The sequence below is a fragment of the Halomonas sp. BM-2019 genome, assembly GCF_017584085.1.
The window spans coordinates 1,180,030-1,197,478 of the sequence record NZ_CP071922.1 but is presented as its reverse complement, the minus strand read 5'-3'; the positions used below and the strand labels follow the sequence as shown (position 1 = coordinate 1,197,478).

The 17,449-nt window shown below is 65.3% G+C and carries 18 protein-coding genes, 2 tRNA genes and 2 pseudogenes; 4 read left to right on the top strand and 18 right to left on the bottom strand.

Translation table 11 applies throughout. The annotated features are described in order from the left end of the window. On the bottom strand, positions 1-2,272 hold a 2,272-nt coding region (rnr, locus tag J5F18_RS06055), incomplete at its 3' end, for a ribonuclease R (RefSeq protein ID WP_346301406.1). Positions 2,273-2,526: 254 nt separating this feature from the next. Here rnr and J5F18_RS06050 point away from each other — a divergent pair. From J5F18_RS06050 to J5F18_RS06040, 3 genes are all read left to right on the top strand, one after another. Beyond that, positions 2,527-2,613, top strand: a tRNA-Leu gene (locus J5F18_RS06050). A gap of 43 nt (positions 2,614-2,656) precedes the next feature. Next, positions 2,657-2,743, top strand: a tRNA-Leu gene (locus J5F18_RS06045). A 318-nt stretch (positions 2,744-3,061) separates the two neighbouring features. Beyond that, the gene (locus tag J5F18_RS06040) at positions 3,062-3,709 is read left to right on the top strand and encodes a hypothetical protein (RefSeq protein WP_346301405.1); all 648 of its coding nucleotides are present in this window, start codon (positions 3,062-3,064) and stop codon (positions 3,707-3,709) included. A gap of 102 nt (positions 3,710-3,811) precedes the next feature. On the opposite strand, the gene J5F18_RS06035 is transcribed toward J5F18_RS06040, so the two are convergent. The 17 genes and pseudogenes from J5F18_RS06035 to J5F18_RS05955 all read right to left on the bottom strand — a co-directional run bounded on the left by J5F18_RS06035 (position 3,812) and on the right by J5F18_RS05955 (position 16,983). Then, complete coding sequence (locus J5F18_RS06035; RefSeq protein ID WP_346301404.1) at positions 3,812-5,833, bottom strand: C1 family peptidase; 2,022 nt, start codon at positions 5,831-5,833, stop codon at positions 3,812-3,814. Between the two features lie 14 nt (positions 5,834-5,847). After that, complete coding sequence (locus J5F18_RS06030; protein ID WP_346301403.1) at positions 5,848-6,867, bottom strand: hypothetical protein; 1,020 nt, start codon at positions 6,865-6,867, stop codon at positions 5,848-5,850. A gap of 18 nt (positions 6,868-6,885) precedes the next feature. Next, a pseudogene (locus tag J5F18_RS06025) lies at positions 6,886-7,053 on the bottom strand (type II toxin-antitoxin system YhaV family toxin); the annotation flags it as partial. A gap of 40 nt (positions 7,054-7,093) precedes the next feature. After that, positions 7,094-7,363 (bottom strand): annotated as a pseudogene (locus J5F18_RS06020) (IS1595 family transposase); the annotation flags it as partial. Positions 7,364-7,518: 155 nt separating this feature from the next. Continuing rightward, a complete protein-coding gene (locus J5F18_RS06015; protein ID WP_346301402.1) occupies positions 7,519-8,382 on the bottom strand; it encodes a DNA/RNA non-specific endonuclease in 864 nt (287 codons plus the stop codon). Between the two features lie 80 nt (positions 8,383-8,462). Next, complete coding sequence (locus tag J5F18_RS06010) at positions 8,463-8,738, bottom strand: Lrp/AsnC ligand binding domain-containing protein (RefSeq protein ID WP_086508531.1); 276 nt, start codon at positions 8,736-8,738, stop codon at positions 8,463-8,465. Positions 8,739-8,883: 145 nt separating this feature from the next. Then, the gene (locus J5F18_RS06005; protein WP_346301401.1) at positions 8,884-10,599 is read right to left on the bottom strand and encodes a Na(+)/H(+) antiporter subunit D; all 1,716 of its coding nucleotides are present in this window, start codon (positions 10,597-10,599) and stop codon (positions 8,884-8,886) included. Positions 10,600-10,611: 12 nt separating this feature from the next. Beyond that, positions 10,612-10,920 (bottom strand): hypothetical protein, encoded by a 309-nt coding sequence (locus J5F18_RS06000; protein WP_346301400.1) that lies wholly within the window; start codon positions 10,918-10,920, stop codon positions 10,612-10,614. A gap of 25 nt (positions 10,921-10,945) precedes the next feature. Then, positions 10,946-12,424 (bottom strand): proton-conducting transporter membrane subunit, encoded by a 1,479-nt coding sequence (locus J5F18_RS05995; RefSeq protein WP_346301399.1) that lies wholly within the window; start codon positions 12,422-12,424, stop codon positions 10,946-10,948. Further along, positions 12,421-13,911, bottom strand: coding sequence for a monovalent cation/H+ antiporter subunit D family protein (locus J5F18_RS05990; RefSeq protein WP_346301398.1), 1,491 nt, complete (start codon positions 13,909-13,911; stop codon positions 12,421-12,423). Before J5F18_RS05990 ends, J5F18_RS05995 begins: the two co-directional genes overlap by 4 nt. After that, positions 13,908-14,261 carry a cation:proton antiporter subunit C gene (locus J5F18_RS05985; RefSeq protein ID WP_346301397.1) on the bottom strand — a complete coding sequence of 118 codons (354 nt, stop codon included), beginning with the start codon at positions 14,259-14,261 and terminating at the stop codon, positions 13,908-13,910. The genes J5F18_RS05990 and J5F18_RS05985 overlap by 4 nt, the downstream gene beginning before the upstream one ends. Then, on the bottom strand, positions 14,261-14,680 hold the full coding sequence (locus tag J5F18_RS05980) for a Na(+)/H(+) antiporter subunit B (RefSeq protein WP_346301396.1): 420 nt from the start codon (positions 14,678-14,680) through the stop codon (positions 14,261-14,263). Before J5F18_RS05980 ends, J5F18_RS05985 begins: the two co-directional genes overlap by 1 nt. Further along, positions 14,677-15,219, bottom strand: coding sequence for a DUF4040 domain-containing protein (locus tag J5F18_RS05975; RefSeq protein ID WP_346301395.1), 543 nt, complete (start codon positions 15,217-15,219; stop codon positions 14,677-14,679). Before J5F18_RS05975 ends, J5F18_RS05980 begins: the two co-directional genes overlap by 4 nt. A 23-nt stretch (positions 15,220-15,242) precedes the next feature. After that, positions 15,243-15,575, bottom strand: coding sequence for a monovalent cation/H(+) antiporter subunit G (gene mnhG / locus J5F18_RS05970; RefSeq protein WP_346301394.1), 333 nt, complete (start codon positions 15,573-15,575; stop codon positions 15,243-15,245). Beyond that, complete coding sequence (locus J5F18_RS05965) at positions 15,572-15,859, bottom strand: monovalent cation/H+ antiporter complex subunit F (RefSeq protein WP_346301393.1); 288 nt, start codon at positions 15,857-15,859, stop codon at positions 15,572-15,574. Before J5F18_RS05965 ends, mnhG begins: the two co-directional genes overlap by 4 nt. Further along, positions 15,859-16,341, bottom strand: a complete 483-nt coding sequence (locus tag J5F18_RS05960) for a Na+/H+ antiporter subunit E (RefSeq protein ID WP_346301392.1) — start codon at positions 16,339-16,341, stop codon at positions 15,859-15,861. The genes J5F18_RS05965 and J5F18_RS05960 overlap by 1 nt, the downstream gene beginning before the upstream one ends. A 174-nt stretch (positions 16,342-16,515) precedes the next feature. After that, the gene (locus J5F18_RS05955; protein WP_346301391.1) at positions 16,516-16,983 is read right to left on the bottom strand and encodes a methylated-DNA--[protein]-cysteine S-methyltransferase; all 468 of its coding nucleotides are present in this window, start codon (positions 16,981-16,983) and stop codon (positions 16,516-16,518) included. 194 nt (positions 16,984-17,177) lie between these two features. Here J5F18_RS05955 and J5F18_RS05950 point away from each other — a divergent pair. After that, the coding region (locus tag J5F18_RS05950; RefSeq protein WP_346301390.1) for a high-potential iron-sulfur protein at positions 17,178-17,449 on the top strand (272 nt) is incomplete at its 3' end.

Sequence of the window (17,449 nt, the reverse complement as noted above, 5' to 3'; positions counted from 1 at the left end):
CACGGCGACGCGGCGTGCGCTTCGGCCGCGGCTTGTCGTCGGCCAGCGCGAAGTCGATCTTGCGCTCGTCCAAGTCAACCCGGGCCACCTGCACGGTGACGCCGTCGCCCAGGCGGTAGCTCATGCCGCTGCGCTCGCCCTTGAGGCGGTGCTTCTCGGGCTCGTAGTGATAGTAGTCGGAGGGCAGCGAGGTGACGTGCACCAGCCCCTCCACGTAGACCTCATCGAGGCGCACGAAGATGCCGAACCCGGTCACCGAGGCGATGGTGCCGTCGAACACCTCGCCGAGCTTGTCGGACATGAACTCGCACTTGAGCCAGTCCTCCACGTCGCGAGTGGCATCGTCGGCGCGCCGCTCGGTCATCGAGCAGTGCTCGCCGAGCTCGAGCATCTGCTCGAAGGTATAGGGGCACCACTTGCTGGGCGGCTCCACCGGGGCCCCGTCGGCACGCAGCACGGTGTTGGTCTGGCGTGGGCCGCGAATCACCGAGCGGATGGCGCGGTGCACCAGCAGGTCCGGGTAGCGGCGGATCGGCGAGGTGAAGTGGGCGTAGGCCGGGTAGGCCAGGCCGAAATGCCCCTCGTTGTGGGGCGAATAGACCGCCTGGCTCATGGAGCGCAGCATTACCGTCTGGATGACGTCGGCATCCGGTCGGCCGCGAATCGCCTCGGCCAGCTCCTGGTAGTGCTGGGGGGTCGGCTCGTCGCCGCCGCCCACCGAGAGGCCCAGCTCGGCCAGGAAGAGGCGCAGCTTGTCGAGGCGCTCCGGCGAGGGGCGCTCGTGGATGCGGTAGAGGGCCGGGAGGTCATGCTTGTCGAGGAAGCGAGCCGTGGCCACGTTGGCCGCCAGCATGCACTCCTCGATCAGCTTGTGGGCGTCGTTGCGGCTGCGCGGCACGATCTGCTCGATCTTGCGCTCGTCGTTGAAGACGATGGCGGTCTCGGTGGTCTCGAAGTCAATGGCCCCGCGAGCCTCGCGAGCCTCGCGCAACACCCGGTAGAGGGTGTGCAGGTTCTTCAGGGTCGGCAGCAGCTCGCGGTACTCCTCACGCAGCGCAGCGCCCGTCGAGTCCTCCTCATCGAGGATGGTCGCCACCTTGTTGTAGGTGAGCCGCGCATGGGAGCAGAACACCGCTTCAAAGAAGCGGTAACGACTGATGGTGCCGCTCTTCGAGATGTTCAACTCGCAGACCAGCGCCAGGCGGTCGACGGCGGGATTGAGGGAGCAGAGCCCATTGGAGAGCAGCTCCGGCAGCATGGGCACCACCTGCCCCGGGAAGTAGACCGAGTTACCGCGACGGATCGCCTCCTGGTCCAGGGCGCTGCCCGGGCGCACATAGTGGGAGACGTCGGCAATCGCCACCAGCAGCTTCCAGCTGCCGGACTTCGTCTTCCAGGCGCAGACGGCGTCGTCGAAGTCCTTGGCGCTCTCATCGTCGATGGTCACCAGCGGCACGTCGCGCAGGTCGACGCGGTGGGCCTTGTCACCCTCGGCCACCTCGGCGGACATGCGGGCGATCTGGTCGTGGACCTCCGGTGGGAACTCGGCGGGAATCTCGTAGCTGCGGATGGCGATATCGATCTCCATCCCCGGGTCCATGCGCTCGCCGAGCACCTCGACCACCTCCCCCACCGGCTGCACCCGGGTGGCCGGCTGCTGGACGATCTTCGCCGAGATCACCTGGCCATCCTTAGCCCCGCCGCAGGCGCTGTGAGGGATGATCACCTCCTGGGTAATGCGTGGGTTCTCGGGGATCAGCACCCCGAACTCGGGGGTGTTTTCGCGGTAGACGCCGACGATGGTCTGGGTGTTGTGGGAGAGCACCTCGGCGATGGTGGCCTCGTCGCGGCCGCGACGGTCGCGCCCGCTGATACGCACCAGTACATAGTCGCCGTGAAAGACGCGGCGCATCTGCCGCGGCGGCAGCACCAGGTCGGGCTTCTTGCCATCCTCGCGGATCACGAAGCCGAAGCCGTCACGATGGCCGAGCACCTTGCCGCGAATCAGGTCGAGCTTGTCGATCAGCGCATAGGCGCCGGCCCGGTTGCGCAGCACCTGGCCGTCGCGCTCCATGGCCGCCAGGCGCCGGCGCACCGCCTCCTGCAGCTCCTCGTCGTCGAGGCCCAGCAGGTGGCTCATCTTCTCGTGGGAGATCGGCTTGCCGTACTCCTCCAGCCGGGCGAGCAGGTACTCGCGGCTGGGGGCGGGGTTATCGTACTTGTGGGCCTCGCGGCTGGCGTGCGGGTCGTCGCTGAGCGTCCAGTGGGTCATGCGGGAAGCATCCTTGGCAGGGTCGGGGACGGCTGGAGGGCGGGGGCGGACGGGCGCCGCGGGCATGGAGTCTTGCTTGAGGTATCGATTGTCATGGCCGCAGTATAGCGCCGCCCGGCCCACCACCCAACCTCGGCATGGCGCGCCTCCGGGGTCGTCCGAAACGGCTGGCGAAACGGGTGACGAAAAAAAAGCCGCCCGGGCCTCGCCTGCTCTTGCAATGGCGCCGAAATCGGGTACCATACGCGTCGCCTGCCCAGGTGGCGGAATTGGTAGACGCGCTAGCTTCAGGTGCTAGTGTCCTTACGGACGTGGAGGTTCAAGTCCTCTCCTGGGCACCATCTCCTTCGGGAGGCCCAGCGAACACGACGAGATGCATGATGCGCCCAGGTGGCGGAATTGGTAGACGCGCTAGCTTCAGGTGCTAGTATCCTTACGGATGTGGAGGTTCAAGTCCTCTCCTGGGCACCATTTCATATCGCACCATGCCGACTGAATCAGCAACGGCGAACGCTGCAAGTGATCGCTTCACATGCTGAATAAGGCCAGAGAAAGAAGCAGATGAAACAAGAACCGCGACTCGGATCGCGGTTTTTTTGTGTCCGTCTGACAGACACAAGCAACGGGATGGACTCCTCCTCACCCTACTCCGGCGTCGATGGGCGACAGGATTGGCCAGCTACGCATCAGCCCTTGTGATGCGTCTGGCTCGGCGCGGCGGGAAAAACTATACTGACGCGGTTGTCGCAGCACTGCGACGACCGCGCCACCAAAGGAGAGGAGACAGGGATGAGCGAGTCGCAGGTCAAAGATACCTGGGACAAGCTGGCCGTGCTGTCGGGATTCCTGGCGGCGGTCTTCGTGCCACTGGCCCTGGGCCTGGCGGGGCACTGGTACACTGATGCCATCCGCGATCGAGAGACCTCCCTCAAGGAACGTGAGTTCGCCCGGGAGTGGGTACAGCTCTCCCTAGAGGTATTGCGAGAGGAGACCGCCGAGGAAAACACGGTGCTGCGGGAATGGGCGGTGGATGTGCTCAACCACTACTCCGATGTCGAGATCCGTATCGTCGAGGAGTTACGCGAGGCCTTGGTGGAGGGGCGCGCACGTTTTCCCGATTCGCCGCTGCACGTGTCGGTGCCGGTGGATGTCTCGCGCTTCTCGCGCATGATCCAGCTTCAGGAATTTGCCCTTGATGCCCTGCTGCAGCGAGATGTCGACACCGCCATGCACCATCTGGGGCAGGCCCATGAACTTTGGCACGACTTCCGTACCATCTGGGAGGTGTTGTCCTTGCTGCGGCGCACCCGCGGAGACCTGGACAGGGAAGACGATGCCGCTTGGACAGGTCTCTATAGTTCCCTACAGAACCAGTGGGACCTGCGCGATATCGACCCCAGGCTGCGTGAGCAGCTGAAGCAACGAGCGGAGAATTGAGTTCGGCCTGTCTCGCTTGCTTTTCACGATGAGGTGGACGTTATCTCGTAATTTGTAGCAATCTTCGCGTTGTCAGAGGGGGTCCACCCGAGCTGAAATCGCTCAAGGGGAGAGCTGCAGTTCTGGGCTTTCCGTGCCTATGATCCGTGTGCAGACATGCTGCATCAGCACCGAGTCGAAAAACAGCGTGCGATGGGTGCGGGCGCCCGCCCCAACGGGTGCCTCCGTTGCGATGAACCAATCGCAGTCCTTGTGCCAGGATTTGTCGTCCCCGGACATCAAATCCTCCATGCACCCGGCATGACCCAGCACATTCAGGCGGGCGCCCGGGTGTTTGTCGGATACTTCGTCGTCGGGAAAGCAGTGGCGAGCAAGATCGACGAACGACCCCTCGAAGGCACCAACACTGTCACGAGCATCATCTTCCGCCTCCAGTGTATACACCGCCATGCGGTTGGGTCCGCCTCGCTCAGTGCGCCAGAGGCATCTGAGCGCCCTGCCCTCGAACGCCGAGGGAGCGCAGATTGGGGCCACCAGCGACAAGCTCGACAATCTCGCCGTCTTGCCCTCACCATTGAGCAGCGCACCCCGTCTAGCCATGCGCCGCGCCGCGTGCGCCGCCCAGACGGCACCGGCACCATGCGCCAGGATATGCAGCTTGAGCGGGTGTTCGCCCCCCAGCGCGCCGCCGAACAGGGTCGAAAGCGCGTCCCAGCCATCAGCACGGCCTTTGGCGGCAAAGGAGCGCTCGGCTTCGCCGACATAGCTGCGCCAGATCGGGGCCATGAAATCGCGGGCGAAATCCATCAGCAGCCGGTTGGTCAGGGCCGGCAGGCCACCGCCGCGTTCCACCAACCGGGTGCGGCGATCCGAGAGGATCTCGGCGGCCAGTGCATGGATATCCTCGCGCCACCACACGAAGAAGGGATAGATCCGCGTCTGTTTCAGCGCAGGGATCCAGGCGGCGGCGCGCGCGGCCACAGCCTCCAGCGGTTCCAGACCGCTCTCGGCGATGATCAGCAGGTGGTCATAGTCCCCTGTCCCGCGCAATAGGTCTGCTGTTTCGCAAATCGAGGCGAGATCGCACTGGAAGGTTCCGCGCCGGTTGAACCGGCTGTCGCGCAGGTGCAGGTAATGCCCATTGACCGCAATGCGCAGTGTCCCGTGTCCGGCCTCCGGGTGTGCCCCGCCGCCGTGGAACCCTGCGGTGCTGCGCGGATCGAGCGTCGTGGGCGGGGCGAGCGTCATGACCCAGGCATCCAGGACATGCGCGCGCCAGTCATCGTAGGGCCAGAGCGCGATGCCTGGCCATTCGCTGCCATCGGGGGCGCGATACCGTGACCAGTTCGCACCCCAGGAATTGCGGATCAGGAACCCTTCGCGGGTATAGCCCAGCAGGGTAACCGCGTGCCCGCCCTCCGGGTATCCGACCGGGCCAATCCGCCCCTTATCCAACCGTCCGCCAATCGCCCAGCCGTTGTGGATCCGGGCCGAGACCGCGATCGCGCCATACTCCACCAGCGCCGTCTGATAGTCGAGCAACACATGCGACAGCCGCGCATAGGCACCCAGCAGCGTATTGCGTGCAGAACGAGCGCGGGCAATCGTGAAGCGCCAGTTGGCAAATTCCGGCAGATGGTCGGGGTCATCCTCATCGGCGATCTCCTCGGCCACACCATTATGAAAGAACCCCCGCAGCACCCCGCGTAGCGAAGATCCGGGCAAGCCATCCACGAACTGGTCATGGCTGCGCCCAAGTTCATAGAGCATGCGCGCACTGACCGGGCGCGGGCGGGGGTCGACGGGGGCGCCGCTAGCGCGCCACATGCGCAGGCGGGCCAGATCAACCACCGTGGCGACCGCCATGCCGGTGCAGGCCGACAGATGCCCTTGGTCGCGCACCTCCAGGTCAGCGAAGGCCGGATCAGGCAAAAGGGTTGTGGGCAGGTTTATCAGCCCCGCGTGATAGGGGCGGTCACGAAAATCCGGCGCATCGGGCCGGGCGTTCAGCCAGAGGCCCCCCGTCCCCGGGGCTGACGCCGCCTTCTGCAACGCGCTTCGTTGCGCTGGCGATAGGTCGCGTGCCAGCGCGTCTGCTTCGGGAGCTGTCCAGCGAAATTCCATGTCCTCGCGCCCTGCTAGGCTAGCAAGGCGCGCAGTTTCGCGGCCGCTTTCTTGAACCCGTCGCTGGTCGGATGCAGCTCGTCCGCCCAGTCGCCCTGCGGCACGCTGCCACGCAGATCGGCATGGATCGCGCGCGGCCCGAAGGCCGAACAGATTGTGGCCGTGGTCTCGTTCAGCCGGTCTATCAGGGCGCGCACGACGCGGCTTGCCTGGGCATTGTCAGGAAAGCCTTTGTTGTGCAGCGGCTCGCCCGTCCAGTCACGCGCCCAGAACGGCCGGTTGCGATCCGCACCCCCGACCGAGCGGGTGGGCGAATAGTCATAGCCGTGAATGACGATGCGCAGATCCGGATAAGCTGTGGCCGGAAACTCCCGATCAATGTCTTCGAGCACCTTGATATAGGCCCGCCGGATACGGCCCAGCACATCCTCCAGCGCCGGGGTCTCGACATGCCATTGCGGGGGTTTGTCGGGGTCGAACGGGCGCACGATCCGCGATAGTGCGGCGATCCCGCTATCGTCCTGCCCCACCACGTCATTGCCTGCCCCCGAGAACAGGAAATACCGCACCGGCAGCCCGCGCGTCACCAGAAGCTCGTTCAGGGTGCGCAGGTATTCCGGCTTGTCATGGACCATGTTCTGCAACGTGTCGCCCGGCTCGCTCGTGCACCAGACCAGATGCGTAGAGGAAAGCTGGTTGACCAGATCCCGGAGCAAGAAGGGAAACTGGAACCAGCTGTCGCCCTCGGCATAGATGATCGGCGGGGGATTGTTCCCCGCATTCGCTAGCATGGAATTGAACCGGCGCTGGCGGCGCCAGCGGTCAATCCTGCTGAGCGCGGATGAAGCAAAGGCCGCCTCGACGCGCATATGGTCCATATCGGTGTCAATCTGCACTCGGTTGGGATCGGGCCGCAGGCGCGGACCTAAAGGTGCCGCAGCATCCGTGCCACCGGTCAGATACTGGGCAATCTCCTCGTCACTGACCGAGATATCGGACAGTTTTTCCTGCAATTCATCAACGGTGATCTTCATGCTTATAGCCTCCCCCAGTTATAAGCTGCCAATCTGCCGGAAAAGCAACTGATACTGCTGGAAGATTTTAGCCCGAAACCAGTGCTTATGCTCATCACCAAGGGTAGCGCCATGTCGGTACCGCATCCTTTCCGGGTCCTGAGGGATGACATCGAAGGTGGGCTTGAGTATGGCAGCCATTCGTTTGGTGGCATTTTTGCTCTACGGGGTCTCCATCTAACCGGACTCAACTCCGCCTTGGGCGATTCGCTGGAGGGGTCTCGCGGCTCGGTGGCTTTCCGCGCGCGAGCGGCGGCGTAGGCGGCACTGCCCGGGGTCGTCGGCCAGGAATGCTGTCGCCGTAGCGCACCGGGGCGTGGCCCACCGCGAGTTCGAGCACCCGGTAAAACACCATCCCGCGACTCTTCGAGTGCCGTCGGTTGAAGCGGAACACGAACTCATTCAGATAGCTGGGCAGATGCGCATCCTCGACCGAGCCTTGGTGGGTGCCAAGCAGCCGTCAGTCCGGTTAGATGGAGACCCCGTTTTGCTCTTAAACCCTTTGGGGACTTTCTGCATGGCCTGCTCGACCTGCCTGATGTGTGCCTCTAACTGGTCAAGGAGTAGAGGATGGGCGTAGATGGTCCAGCCATTGACGACCAATCTGGCATCTCAGAAGCGGCCCGGCCGGCGCGCCACCTCCTCCAGGGCCCAGCCGCGGGTCACCACCTCCCCCTCCAGCACCTCGGCCACGGGTTCAGGCAGGCGCGGGAAGAAGTTCAGCCCGGTGCGCGCCTCGATCTCGTCCACGCTCACCAGGTAGGCGTCCAGCGGCTCATCGCCGCGCACCTCCTGAGGCATCAGGAAGGCCAGCACCCGGGGCTCGTCGCCCGGTACGGCGATGATCTTGTAGAAGGCCTCGGGAATCTCCACCAGCCCGACCCGGTTAAGCATATTGTCGAGGAAGGACTCAGGAAACACCGGCCCGGTGATCACCTGCACCTCGCCGAAACGCGGCACGAAGTGGTCGATCACCACCTCCTCGAGGCGCTGCCACAGCCGCCGATTGAGGTCAGGGCGCTGGGGGGAGATGTTGCTCATGAAGAAGGTATCGCGCTGGGCCTGGGGCCCGTGCACCACGGCGATGGCGTAGTTGGGGGCGAGATGCCCGCGATCATAGCCGCTGCCGAAGTAGCTGTCGGCGGCGATGGGCCAGAGGGTGCGCCAGTCGCGGCGGAAGTCGGGGCGCGGACCGGCGCGCGGCTCCTCCACGGCCTCCAGCCGGTAGCTGACCCACAGCGGATTGACCCGCACGTCGGACCAGCCTACCAGGAAGCCGTCGTTGCGCAGCACCCGGTGCACGCTAGTGGGCGTGAGACTCTGCCACTCCGGCACGCCCATCCACACCAGCTGGTCGCGCACCTGGCGCTCCTGGCCGTACCAGAGGCCGGAAGAGACCAGCACGAATACCAGGGTGATACCGAAGCGGCGCGCCTGGCGGCGCCAGCGCGGGACGGGGGAACGGCGGCGACTCATCCTTGAACGGCTTCCAGTGCGGGCGGTGACGCATGACGGACAGCGCCGGGCGTCCAGGACACCCGGCTCGGGACTCGGGCCTACCAGCCCAGCGAGAACATGGTCTCCAGGTCGTGGCGGGAGTGCACCTGCATGGCGTTGAGGGTCTCGGTGTCGCGGATTCCCTCGACGGCGTTGAGGCGCTCGGTGACCAGCTCCGCCAGGCTCTCGAAATCGCGGGTGCGGGCGATAGCCACCAGGTCATAGCGGCCGCAGGTAGAGTAGACCTCGCTGATCCCCTCCACATCGGCCAGGCGCTCGGCCACCGCCTTCACCTGCCCCTTCTCGGTGTTGATCAGGATCACGGCATTCTGCATCGGGCTCTCTCCCTGCTGCGGCCCCGGAGGCGCGAAAAACGACAAGCCGGTACTCACCGACGGTTGCCGGATACTATAACAGCGCCGGGGGCCGGAAAGAATCGCCCCTCTCCCACCGCCGCCTCGCCCCTGAACCGGCCATCGCTCAGATGTAGTAGAGCAGCAGCGACGCGGTCAGCAACACGGCCACCCAGAGCACCATGCTGCCGGTGGGCCAGGTGCGCGCCAGGATGCCCGTCGGGCCGTGGAAGCGCATGGCCTGGGAGACGATGCGCCGCAGGGACCAGAGCAGGGCGGCGAGCAGGTTGCGCCAGGCAACCGAAGCGTGCCGGTGAATCCAGCCGACGGCGCGCGGGGCGGCGACGCGATAGAGCCAGTCCGTGTCCAGCGTGATCCTGTCCTTGGGCGTCAGGAATCTCAGCAGGACGAAGAAGACCAGACCAACGAAGGAGAGTAGCTGCAGATCCCAGAACACATGGCCAAGGGTATAGGCGTTGTAGTCGACCGGCTGATGCGGAAGCTGCTGGTAGAGCCACTCTGGCTGCACGCCGATGTAAAGGCAGAAGAACGCCGCGATGCCCATGGCGACGAGCATGTTGGCCGGCGCCTCCCGGGGGCGCAGTCCGGCATCGCGGCCCAGGAAGGCGAACCAGGGGAGTTTCAGGCCGACGCTCAGGAAGGTGCCCGCCGAGGCGAGCGACAGCATCAGCCAGACAAGCGCCGCCTGATGGTCCGCATAGGCCTCGAGGATCATCGTCTTGCTGACGAAGCCGCTGGTCAGCGGGAAGGCCGAGATGGAGAAGGCCGCGATCATGTAGAACAGGAAGGTCAGCGGCATGGCGCGGTAGAGCCCGCCCAGCTCGGTGAGCTTGGTGCGACCGGTCATGTGGATGATGGCGCCGGCGCTCATGAACAGCAGCGCCTTGTAGAGGATATGCGCGAAGGCGTGGGCCGCGGAGCCGTTCAGCGCCATGGCGGTCCCCAGGCCGACCCCGGCCACCATGAAACCCACCTGGCTGACGATGTGATAGGCGAGCAGCCGGCGGATATTGTTGGCCAGCACCGCGTAGGTCACCCCCCAGAGGGTCATGAGCGCCCCGAGCCAGATCAGGAGGTCGGTGTCGGGAAACCCCCGCATCAGCGTGTAGACCGCCGTCTTGGTGGTGAAGGCACTCAGCAACACCGCCCCGGTCACCGTGGCCTCCGGATAGGCATCGGTGAGCCAGGCGTGCAGGGGGGGCACGGCAGCATTGACCAGGAAGCCGAGCAGGATCAGCCAGAAGGCCGGACCGCCGGCCTCGATGGCATCGAAGCCCAGGCTGCCGGTCTGGGTGTAGTAGAGCACGATGCCGGCCAGCAGCAGCACGCCGCTGACCGCGTGGACCATCAGGTAGCGGAAGCCGGCCGCCAGCGAGGCGGCGCGGCGATGTCGCCAGATGAGCCACACCGAGGCGAGCAGCATCAGCTCCCAGAAGACATAGAGCGTGACCAGGTCGCCGGCCAACACGGCCCCCATGGCGGCGCCGGCATAGACCAGGCCAGCCATGTGCTGGATAGCGTCACCCACGTGCAGGGCATAGATGGCGCCAATCAGGGCCATGATGGCGAACACCTGGGCGAAGACCAGGCTCAGCGAGTCGGCCCGGCCCAGGGTCATCGTCATGTTCAGGAACTCGAAGCTGGCATGGGTGCCCGGCGCGGTGTCGAGCACGGCGAGCAGGGCCAGGGCCGGCACGGCCACCAGGATCAGCTTCTGCGCCACCCCGCGGAACAGCGGCACCAGCAGTGCCCCCAGAATCAGCACCAGGGAGGGGGAAAGCCACTCGATGAAAGGCCAGGGGATGACGAACCACTCGCGCATCACGGCTGTTCCCTAAGGGTCGGTTCGGTTGCGTTGATCGGCGGCATCCTCGAGGGCCCGGTAAGGGGCCAGCTCCTCCTCGTAATAGTCTTCCCGCCGATAGACCAGCCCGAGGCCGAGGCCCTTGGCCAGGCCGATAAGGACCACACAGGCCAGCGCACCGAAGAGCGCGCCGAACCCGCCCCAGGACTCCCAGGCAAAGCGATCATAGCCGGTAGGTATCAGCAGATCGGCGATGACCAGAGCCAGCATGGCGGCCAGCAGCCCCCGTTTCAGCCAGCGGGCGTTTCGCACCAGCAGGTCGAGTAGCTTGATGATCATGGGTCCTCCCCAGGATGGATTCGCGTCAGTTGGCAAAGAGACCGCCGAGCAGGCTTCGCAGCGGGTCCGCGGCCAGGAACAGCGCCATGCCGCCCAGCGCCGTGAGGCACAGCGGCACCACGCAGAGCAGCGGCGCCTCCCGGATACCGCCTCTGTCAGCCTCCGCCGGCGGCATCAGGAAGGCCCTGACGACCGGCATCAGCAGGTAGGCGATATTGAGCAGCGTGCTCAGCATGAACACCAGGACGACGAGGAGCCGGCCGCTGTCGGCCGCCCCCAGCACCAGGTGCCATTTGCTCCACAATCCCCCCATGGGCGGTGCGCCGATCACGCACAGCGCCCCGAGCAGAAAGGCGCCCATGGTGAAGGGCATGCGTCGCCCGAGGCCATCCAGCTGGCTGATATGCGTCTTCTTGCTGGCCACGTAGATGGCGCCGGCACAGAAGAACAGCGTGATCTTGCCAAAGGCGTGCATGACGATGTGCATGCCGCCCCCGATGGCCGCCAACTCGTGGGCCAGCATCGCCCCGAGGGTGATGTAGGAGAGCTGGCTGACCGTGGAATAGGCCAGCCGCGCCTTGAGGTTGTCCTGCTGCAGGGCCACCAGCGACGCCGACAGCAGGGAGAAGGCGGCGATCGTCAGGAGCAGATCCGCGCTCCAGAGTTCGCCGAGGTACTCCTGGCCGAAGATGTAGGTGCTGACCTTGAGCACGGTGAAGACGCCGGCCTTGACCACCGCCACGGCGTGCAGCAGGGCGGAAACGGGGGTGGGCGCCACCATGGCGGCGGGCAGCCAGCGGTGAAAGGGCATCAGCGCGGCCTTGCCGATCCCGTAGATGTAGAGCAGCAGCAGCAGCGCCCCCATGGCGTGGCTGACGTGGCCCGCCAGGATCCCGCCGTCGGTAAAGCTCAGGGATCCGGTCAGCCACCAGGTGGCGACGATGGCCACCAGTTGGAAGCCGATGGACGTCCCGAGCAACAGCCCCAGGTAGGTACGCGCGCCCTTCTGGGCTTCACGGTTACCCTTGTGAGCCACCAGCGGATAGGTGGAGAGCGTCAGCACCTCGTAGAAGATGAAGAGGGTGAACATGTTTTCGGCGAAGGCGATGCCCATCACCGAGAAGAGCGACACGGCAAAGCAGGCGTGAAAGCGCGTCTGCTTGCGCTCCCCGGTGCCGCGCAGGTAACCGATGGCATACAGCGAGGTGACGACCCAGAGGCTCGTGGCCACCAGGGCGAAGGTCATGCCGAGTGGCTCCACCTCGAAGGCCATGTGCAGGCCGGGCAGCAGCTCGAACAGCGTAATGGCCGGGCGTTCACCCGCCAGGACCGCCGGCAGTATCGGCAGGACCGTGGCGAACAGCGCCACGGCCGTGGCCACCATCAGGCCATCGCGAAGCGCGGGGCGGCGACCGGTCAGCGCAATCAGCACGGCGCCCAGGACCGGAACCGCCAGGGCGAGCGGGATGGCGACTGCGGGATCCATCAACGGGAGGGCGCTCACCGGTAGCCTCCCATCAGTGCCTCGGCGGCCTGCTCGGCCAGGCCCACCGGCAGCGACGTCTCGATACCGAAGTAGAGGCAAGCCAGCGCGAGCAGCCAGGTGGGAACCAGCAGGGAGAGGGGCGCCTCACGTACCGGCCGGCGATCATCGGGCTCGTTGAAGAAGGCCACCTCCACCACCCGCCAGACGTAGAGCAGGGCCAGCACCGACGTGCCCAGCAGGAAGATGGCGATCGGCCAGAGGCCTCCGTCCAGGGCGGCGAGAATGAGATGCCACTTGGTCACGAAGCCCGCCGTCAGCGGAACCCCGATCAGCGACAGCCCCGCGATGACGAAGGCCGTCATGGTCCAGGGCATGCGCTGGCCGGCGCCGGTCAGGTGGTTGAGGGAAACGCCGCCGAGCCGATAGGCGATGCAGCCCAGCGCCATGAACAGCGCCGCCTTGGTAATCGCATGGTTGAACAGGTGCAGCACCGAGGCCATCAGACCCAGGGTGCTGGCAAAGCTGATGCCCAGGATGATATAGCCCACCTGGGCCACGCTGGAGTAGGCGAACATGCGTTTGATATTGGTATGAAAGATGGCAACAGTCGAGGGAATCAGGATGCCGAGCATCGCCAGCGGCATCAGCAGCAGATTCATCTCGATCTCGACGAAGCTCAGCTCGTGGCCGAACACGCCGAAGATGAAGCGCAGCAACACATAGATGGCCACCTTGGTCGCCGTGGCCGACAGGAAGACGGTGACCATGGAGGGAGCATAGGCATAGGCATTGGGCAGCCACAGATGCAGCGGAAACAGCGCCAGCTTCAGCGAGATCCCCACCACGATAAAGGCCAGCGCGGCGCGCACCGTTCGGGTGTCGTTGACGTCCGGCAATCGCTCGGCAAGGTCCACCAAGTTCAGGGTGCCGGTCATGATGTAGAGAAAACCGATGCCGATCAGCAGGAAGGTGGTCCCGATCGTCCCCATCATCAGATACTGATAGGACGCCATCACGGCCCGGCGCTCGCGTCCCGTGGCGATGAGCGAGTAGGACGCCAGGGCGGCGATCTCGAAGAAAACGAAGATATTGAAGGCATCACCCGTGATGGCGATGCCCAGCAGCCCGCAATTGGCCAACAGGAAGGCCGCATAGAAGAAACCCTGCTTGTCGGCCGGGACCTCACTGGCCACGCTGAGCCGCGCGAAGGGCATGACCACGGCGCTGATGACACTGATCACCAACAGCACCAGAATATTGACCGAATCCACCCGGTACTCGATCCCGACCGGCGGCACCCAGCCTCCCATGTGATAGGCAATGACCCCTTCGGCCCGAACCCGCATCAGCAGCAGAATGGAAACGGCCAGGGTGAGCCAGCTGGTCAGGGTGGTGGTGACCCAGGCAAGGCGTGGAGCCTGGCCCATGAGCATCACCAGCGGCGCCGCCAGCATGGGGAGAATGACCTGAAGTACCGGCAGATGAAGTTGAAGAAGAGCCGTCACTTTTCCTCATCCTGAGCGTGGATTTCGTCTTCCTCGATGGTGCCATAGAGTTCATGGATGCGGACCACCAGGGCAAGGCCCACGGCGGTCAGGGCCACGCCCACCACGATGGCGGTCAGGATGAGCACATGCGGAAGAGGATTGGAGTAGTCGCTCACCCCCACCACATGAATCGGTGCGGTGCCCCCCTCCAGCTTGGCCAGGCTGATGAAGAAGACGAAGACGGAGGTCTGAAAAATGTTCAGCCCGACGATCTTCTTGATCAGGTTGCCCTGGGCAATCACGATGTAGAAGCCCACCATCATGAGCACCACGACCACCCAGTAGTTATAGAAGCCGATCCACGCCATTACTCCTGCTCCCGGCCGGCAAAGGCATAGAACAGCATGAGGGCGACGGAGGCCACGGTGACGCCCACGCCCAGTTCGATGCCGATGATGCCGAGGGATTCGCCGGCCTGATCGTTCGGGAGCAGGACCTTGTACTCCAGGAACTGCCCCCCCAGCGCGATGCAGGCCAGGCCTATCCCGATATAGAGCAGAACGCCAAAGGCGGCCAGAACCCGGGCCGCTTCCGGGGGAATGGCCTCCTGCGCCACGTCCAGCCCGAAGATCAGGCTGAAGATGACAAAGCCCGCGGCGAAGATGATGCCCGCCTGGAAGCCACCTCCGGGGCTGTACTCGCCGTGAAACTGGATATACAAGGCGTAGATCACGATCAGCGGGATCATGATCTTGGTCACGATCCGCAGCACGATGTGATGCTTCACGAACGGCTCTCCCGGCGACCGGCGGGCTTCCGGCGACGCTTGCGCTGTCGAGCCCGGCCGCTGCCGATCACCAGCAGCACCGCCACGGCCGCAGTGAGCACGACCACGGCTTCGCCCAGGGTGTCCAGCGCTCGATAGCTGGCCAGCACGGAGGCCACCATGTTGGGAATGCCGATCTCCTCCACCGACTGCTGGGTAAAGTGCGGCGCCAGGTGGGTATGGGCGGGCGCCTGGGGGTCACCGACCTGCGGCATGTCCAGGGTGCCGTAGATGAGCGCCGCGCCGGTGATCAGCACGATCACCAGCGCCACCAGGTTCTGCCGGGTGATACCCGCCTTCTCTTCGCTGGTGGTCAGCGCCAGCGCGGCCAGCATGAGGATGATCATGATCCCGGCGCCGACGGCGGCCTCCGTCAGGGCGACATCGACGGCGTCGAGCAGCACGAACAGCGATGCCGCCAGCAGGCTGTAGATGCCGGTGAGCATGATCACCGCGAAGAGGTTGCGGATTCTCACCACGGCAATCGCCACCAGGGCCATGAAGGCCAGCAGTATGAGGTCGATCAGGGCTGTGATGACTCACCCTCCTCCGCATCGGGCCGCCAGGGCGTCAACTGGCGCTGGCGAGCCGTCTTGGTCAAGGCATGGCTGGCGGCGGGCGCCGTGAAGAACAGGAACACCAGGGTAAACAACAGCTTGGCCGCCACCTCCAGAGAGTCCGCGCGCAGCATCAGGCCCACGAGGATCAGGATCATACAGAGGGTGTCGGTCATCCCGGCCGCCTGAATGCGGGAGTAGAAATCGGGGAAGCGCAGCAGGCCGACGCCGCTGATGACCACCAGGATGGCGCCGCTGACCAGCATGAGTCCGCTGACGAGATCCAGTAACAGGCTCATGGGTTCTCCTCCTCACCGCGCCGGCGCGACGGACCGAAGCGGCCGGACTCGAAGAACTGCAACACCGCTACGACGCCGATGTAGTTGAGCAGCGCATAGACAATGGCAATGTCGATGAACTCGGGGCGACCTACGATGAAGCCCAGCAGGGCGATGAGCAGCACCGTCAGGCTGCCGACGACATTCACCGCCAGGAGGCGGTCGAAGAGGGTCGGCCCCAGGTAGGCGCGCGTCAGCGCACAGCCGATGCTGAGGAGGACCGCCAGCGCGATGGCAACCAGCATCAGGACTCCCCCTCGAGCCGAGTCACCCGGCGGTCCATCTCGCCGCTCAGCACGCCCCGCTCCAGCTCCTCGGTCAGGGCGTAGAACCAGACCTCCTGCTCACGGACATAGACGGTCACCGTGCCCGGCGTCAGGGTGATGGAGTTGGCGAGAAACACTCGGCCCAGGTCGGTCTTCTGGGTGGCGTCCAGGCGGCAGAGCCGGGGGCTCAGGCTGTTGCGGCCCCTGATGATGTGGCCGGCCACCACCAGGTTGGCCTTCACCACCTCCTTGGCAAGCCAGGGCAGGTACTTGATGACGGGGACCAGCAGGTGGACGGGATGCCCCTCCCGGTCAAGAATGCGCATGCGATAGGCCAGATAGACCGTCATGGCGACGGAGGCGGCACCCAGCGGGACAAGAATGGGGTGGGTCCACTGGCCGGAGAACAGCAGCCAGATGGCGAAGAGCGTCACGCTCAGGCTGATCACGTACTTGAACACATCCAGCTCCTTGAATGTCCCCGACCGTTCACACAGCTGAGCAAGACTTGGCCGCCCGAGTCAATGGTGAAAGCGCTCACCGAGTCGGACAGCGGTCGAATCCGTTCGGCCGGGCGCCGTCGGCTAGAGCCGGACCGCCTGGCCACCGGGCCGGTGACGAGCCGCGCGGATGGCTTATGCGGGCCAGCTTCCCTCCAGCGCCAGCAGCCGGCCCTTGAGCGCCTGTCCCCCGCTGTAGCCGCCCAGGCCGTCGGCGGCCAGCACGCGATGACAGGGAATCAGGATCGGCAGCGGATTGGCGCCGTTGGCGGTGCCGACCGCCCGGGCTGCTCCCTCCCGCCCTAGACGGCGCGCCAGTTCGCCGTAGGTTCGCGTCTCGCCCCAGGGGATACGCAGCAGCGCCGACCATACCTCGCGCTGAAAGTCGCTGCCCCCGGGGGCCAGCGCCAGGCTGAAGCCGCGCCGCCGTCCGTCCAGATAGGCCAGCAGCTGGCCACGGGCCTCTGCCAGGGCCTCATCATCGCGGCGCCCCTCCTCCGGGTCGGGCTCCGCCTCGGCGTCGAGCACCAGGCGCCGCAGTCCCCGATCATCGCCGCACAACAGGATCTCCCCCAGCGGAGAGGCAAAACGGGTGTAGATCATCGGGTCTCCTCGGCTCAGGCCGCTTCACGCGGCGGTTTGCCACACACAGGGCGGCGTATTCGCATCACTGCAGGCGCTCTACTACCATAGGACAGCGAACTCCGTCGGGCAGCCCCTGTCGGAGCCAGAGGTGGCTGAACCACCCGAACAATGAACAGGTACCGTTCCTGCAACCGTGACGAAAAGGAGATCCCATGGCCAATCAGAGCCGTCGTGACTTCATGCGTACCAGCCTGCTGGGCCTCGCAGCCCTCCCGCTCGGCGCCGGCATCCTCTCCAAGACCGCCTTCGCCGACACCCTGCCGCGGCTGGACCCGGACAGCGACGAGGCCCAGGCCCTGAACTACGTCGAAGTCGCCGAGGACGCCGCCGATCACCCGGCCTACGAGGAGGGCGAATACTGCGACAACTGCATGTTCTGGGTGGCAGAGACCGAGGGCTGCCAGCTGTTCCCGCAGAACAGCGT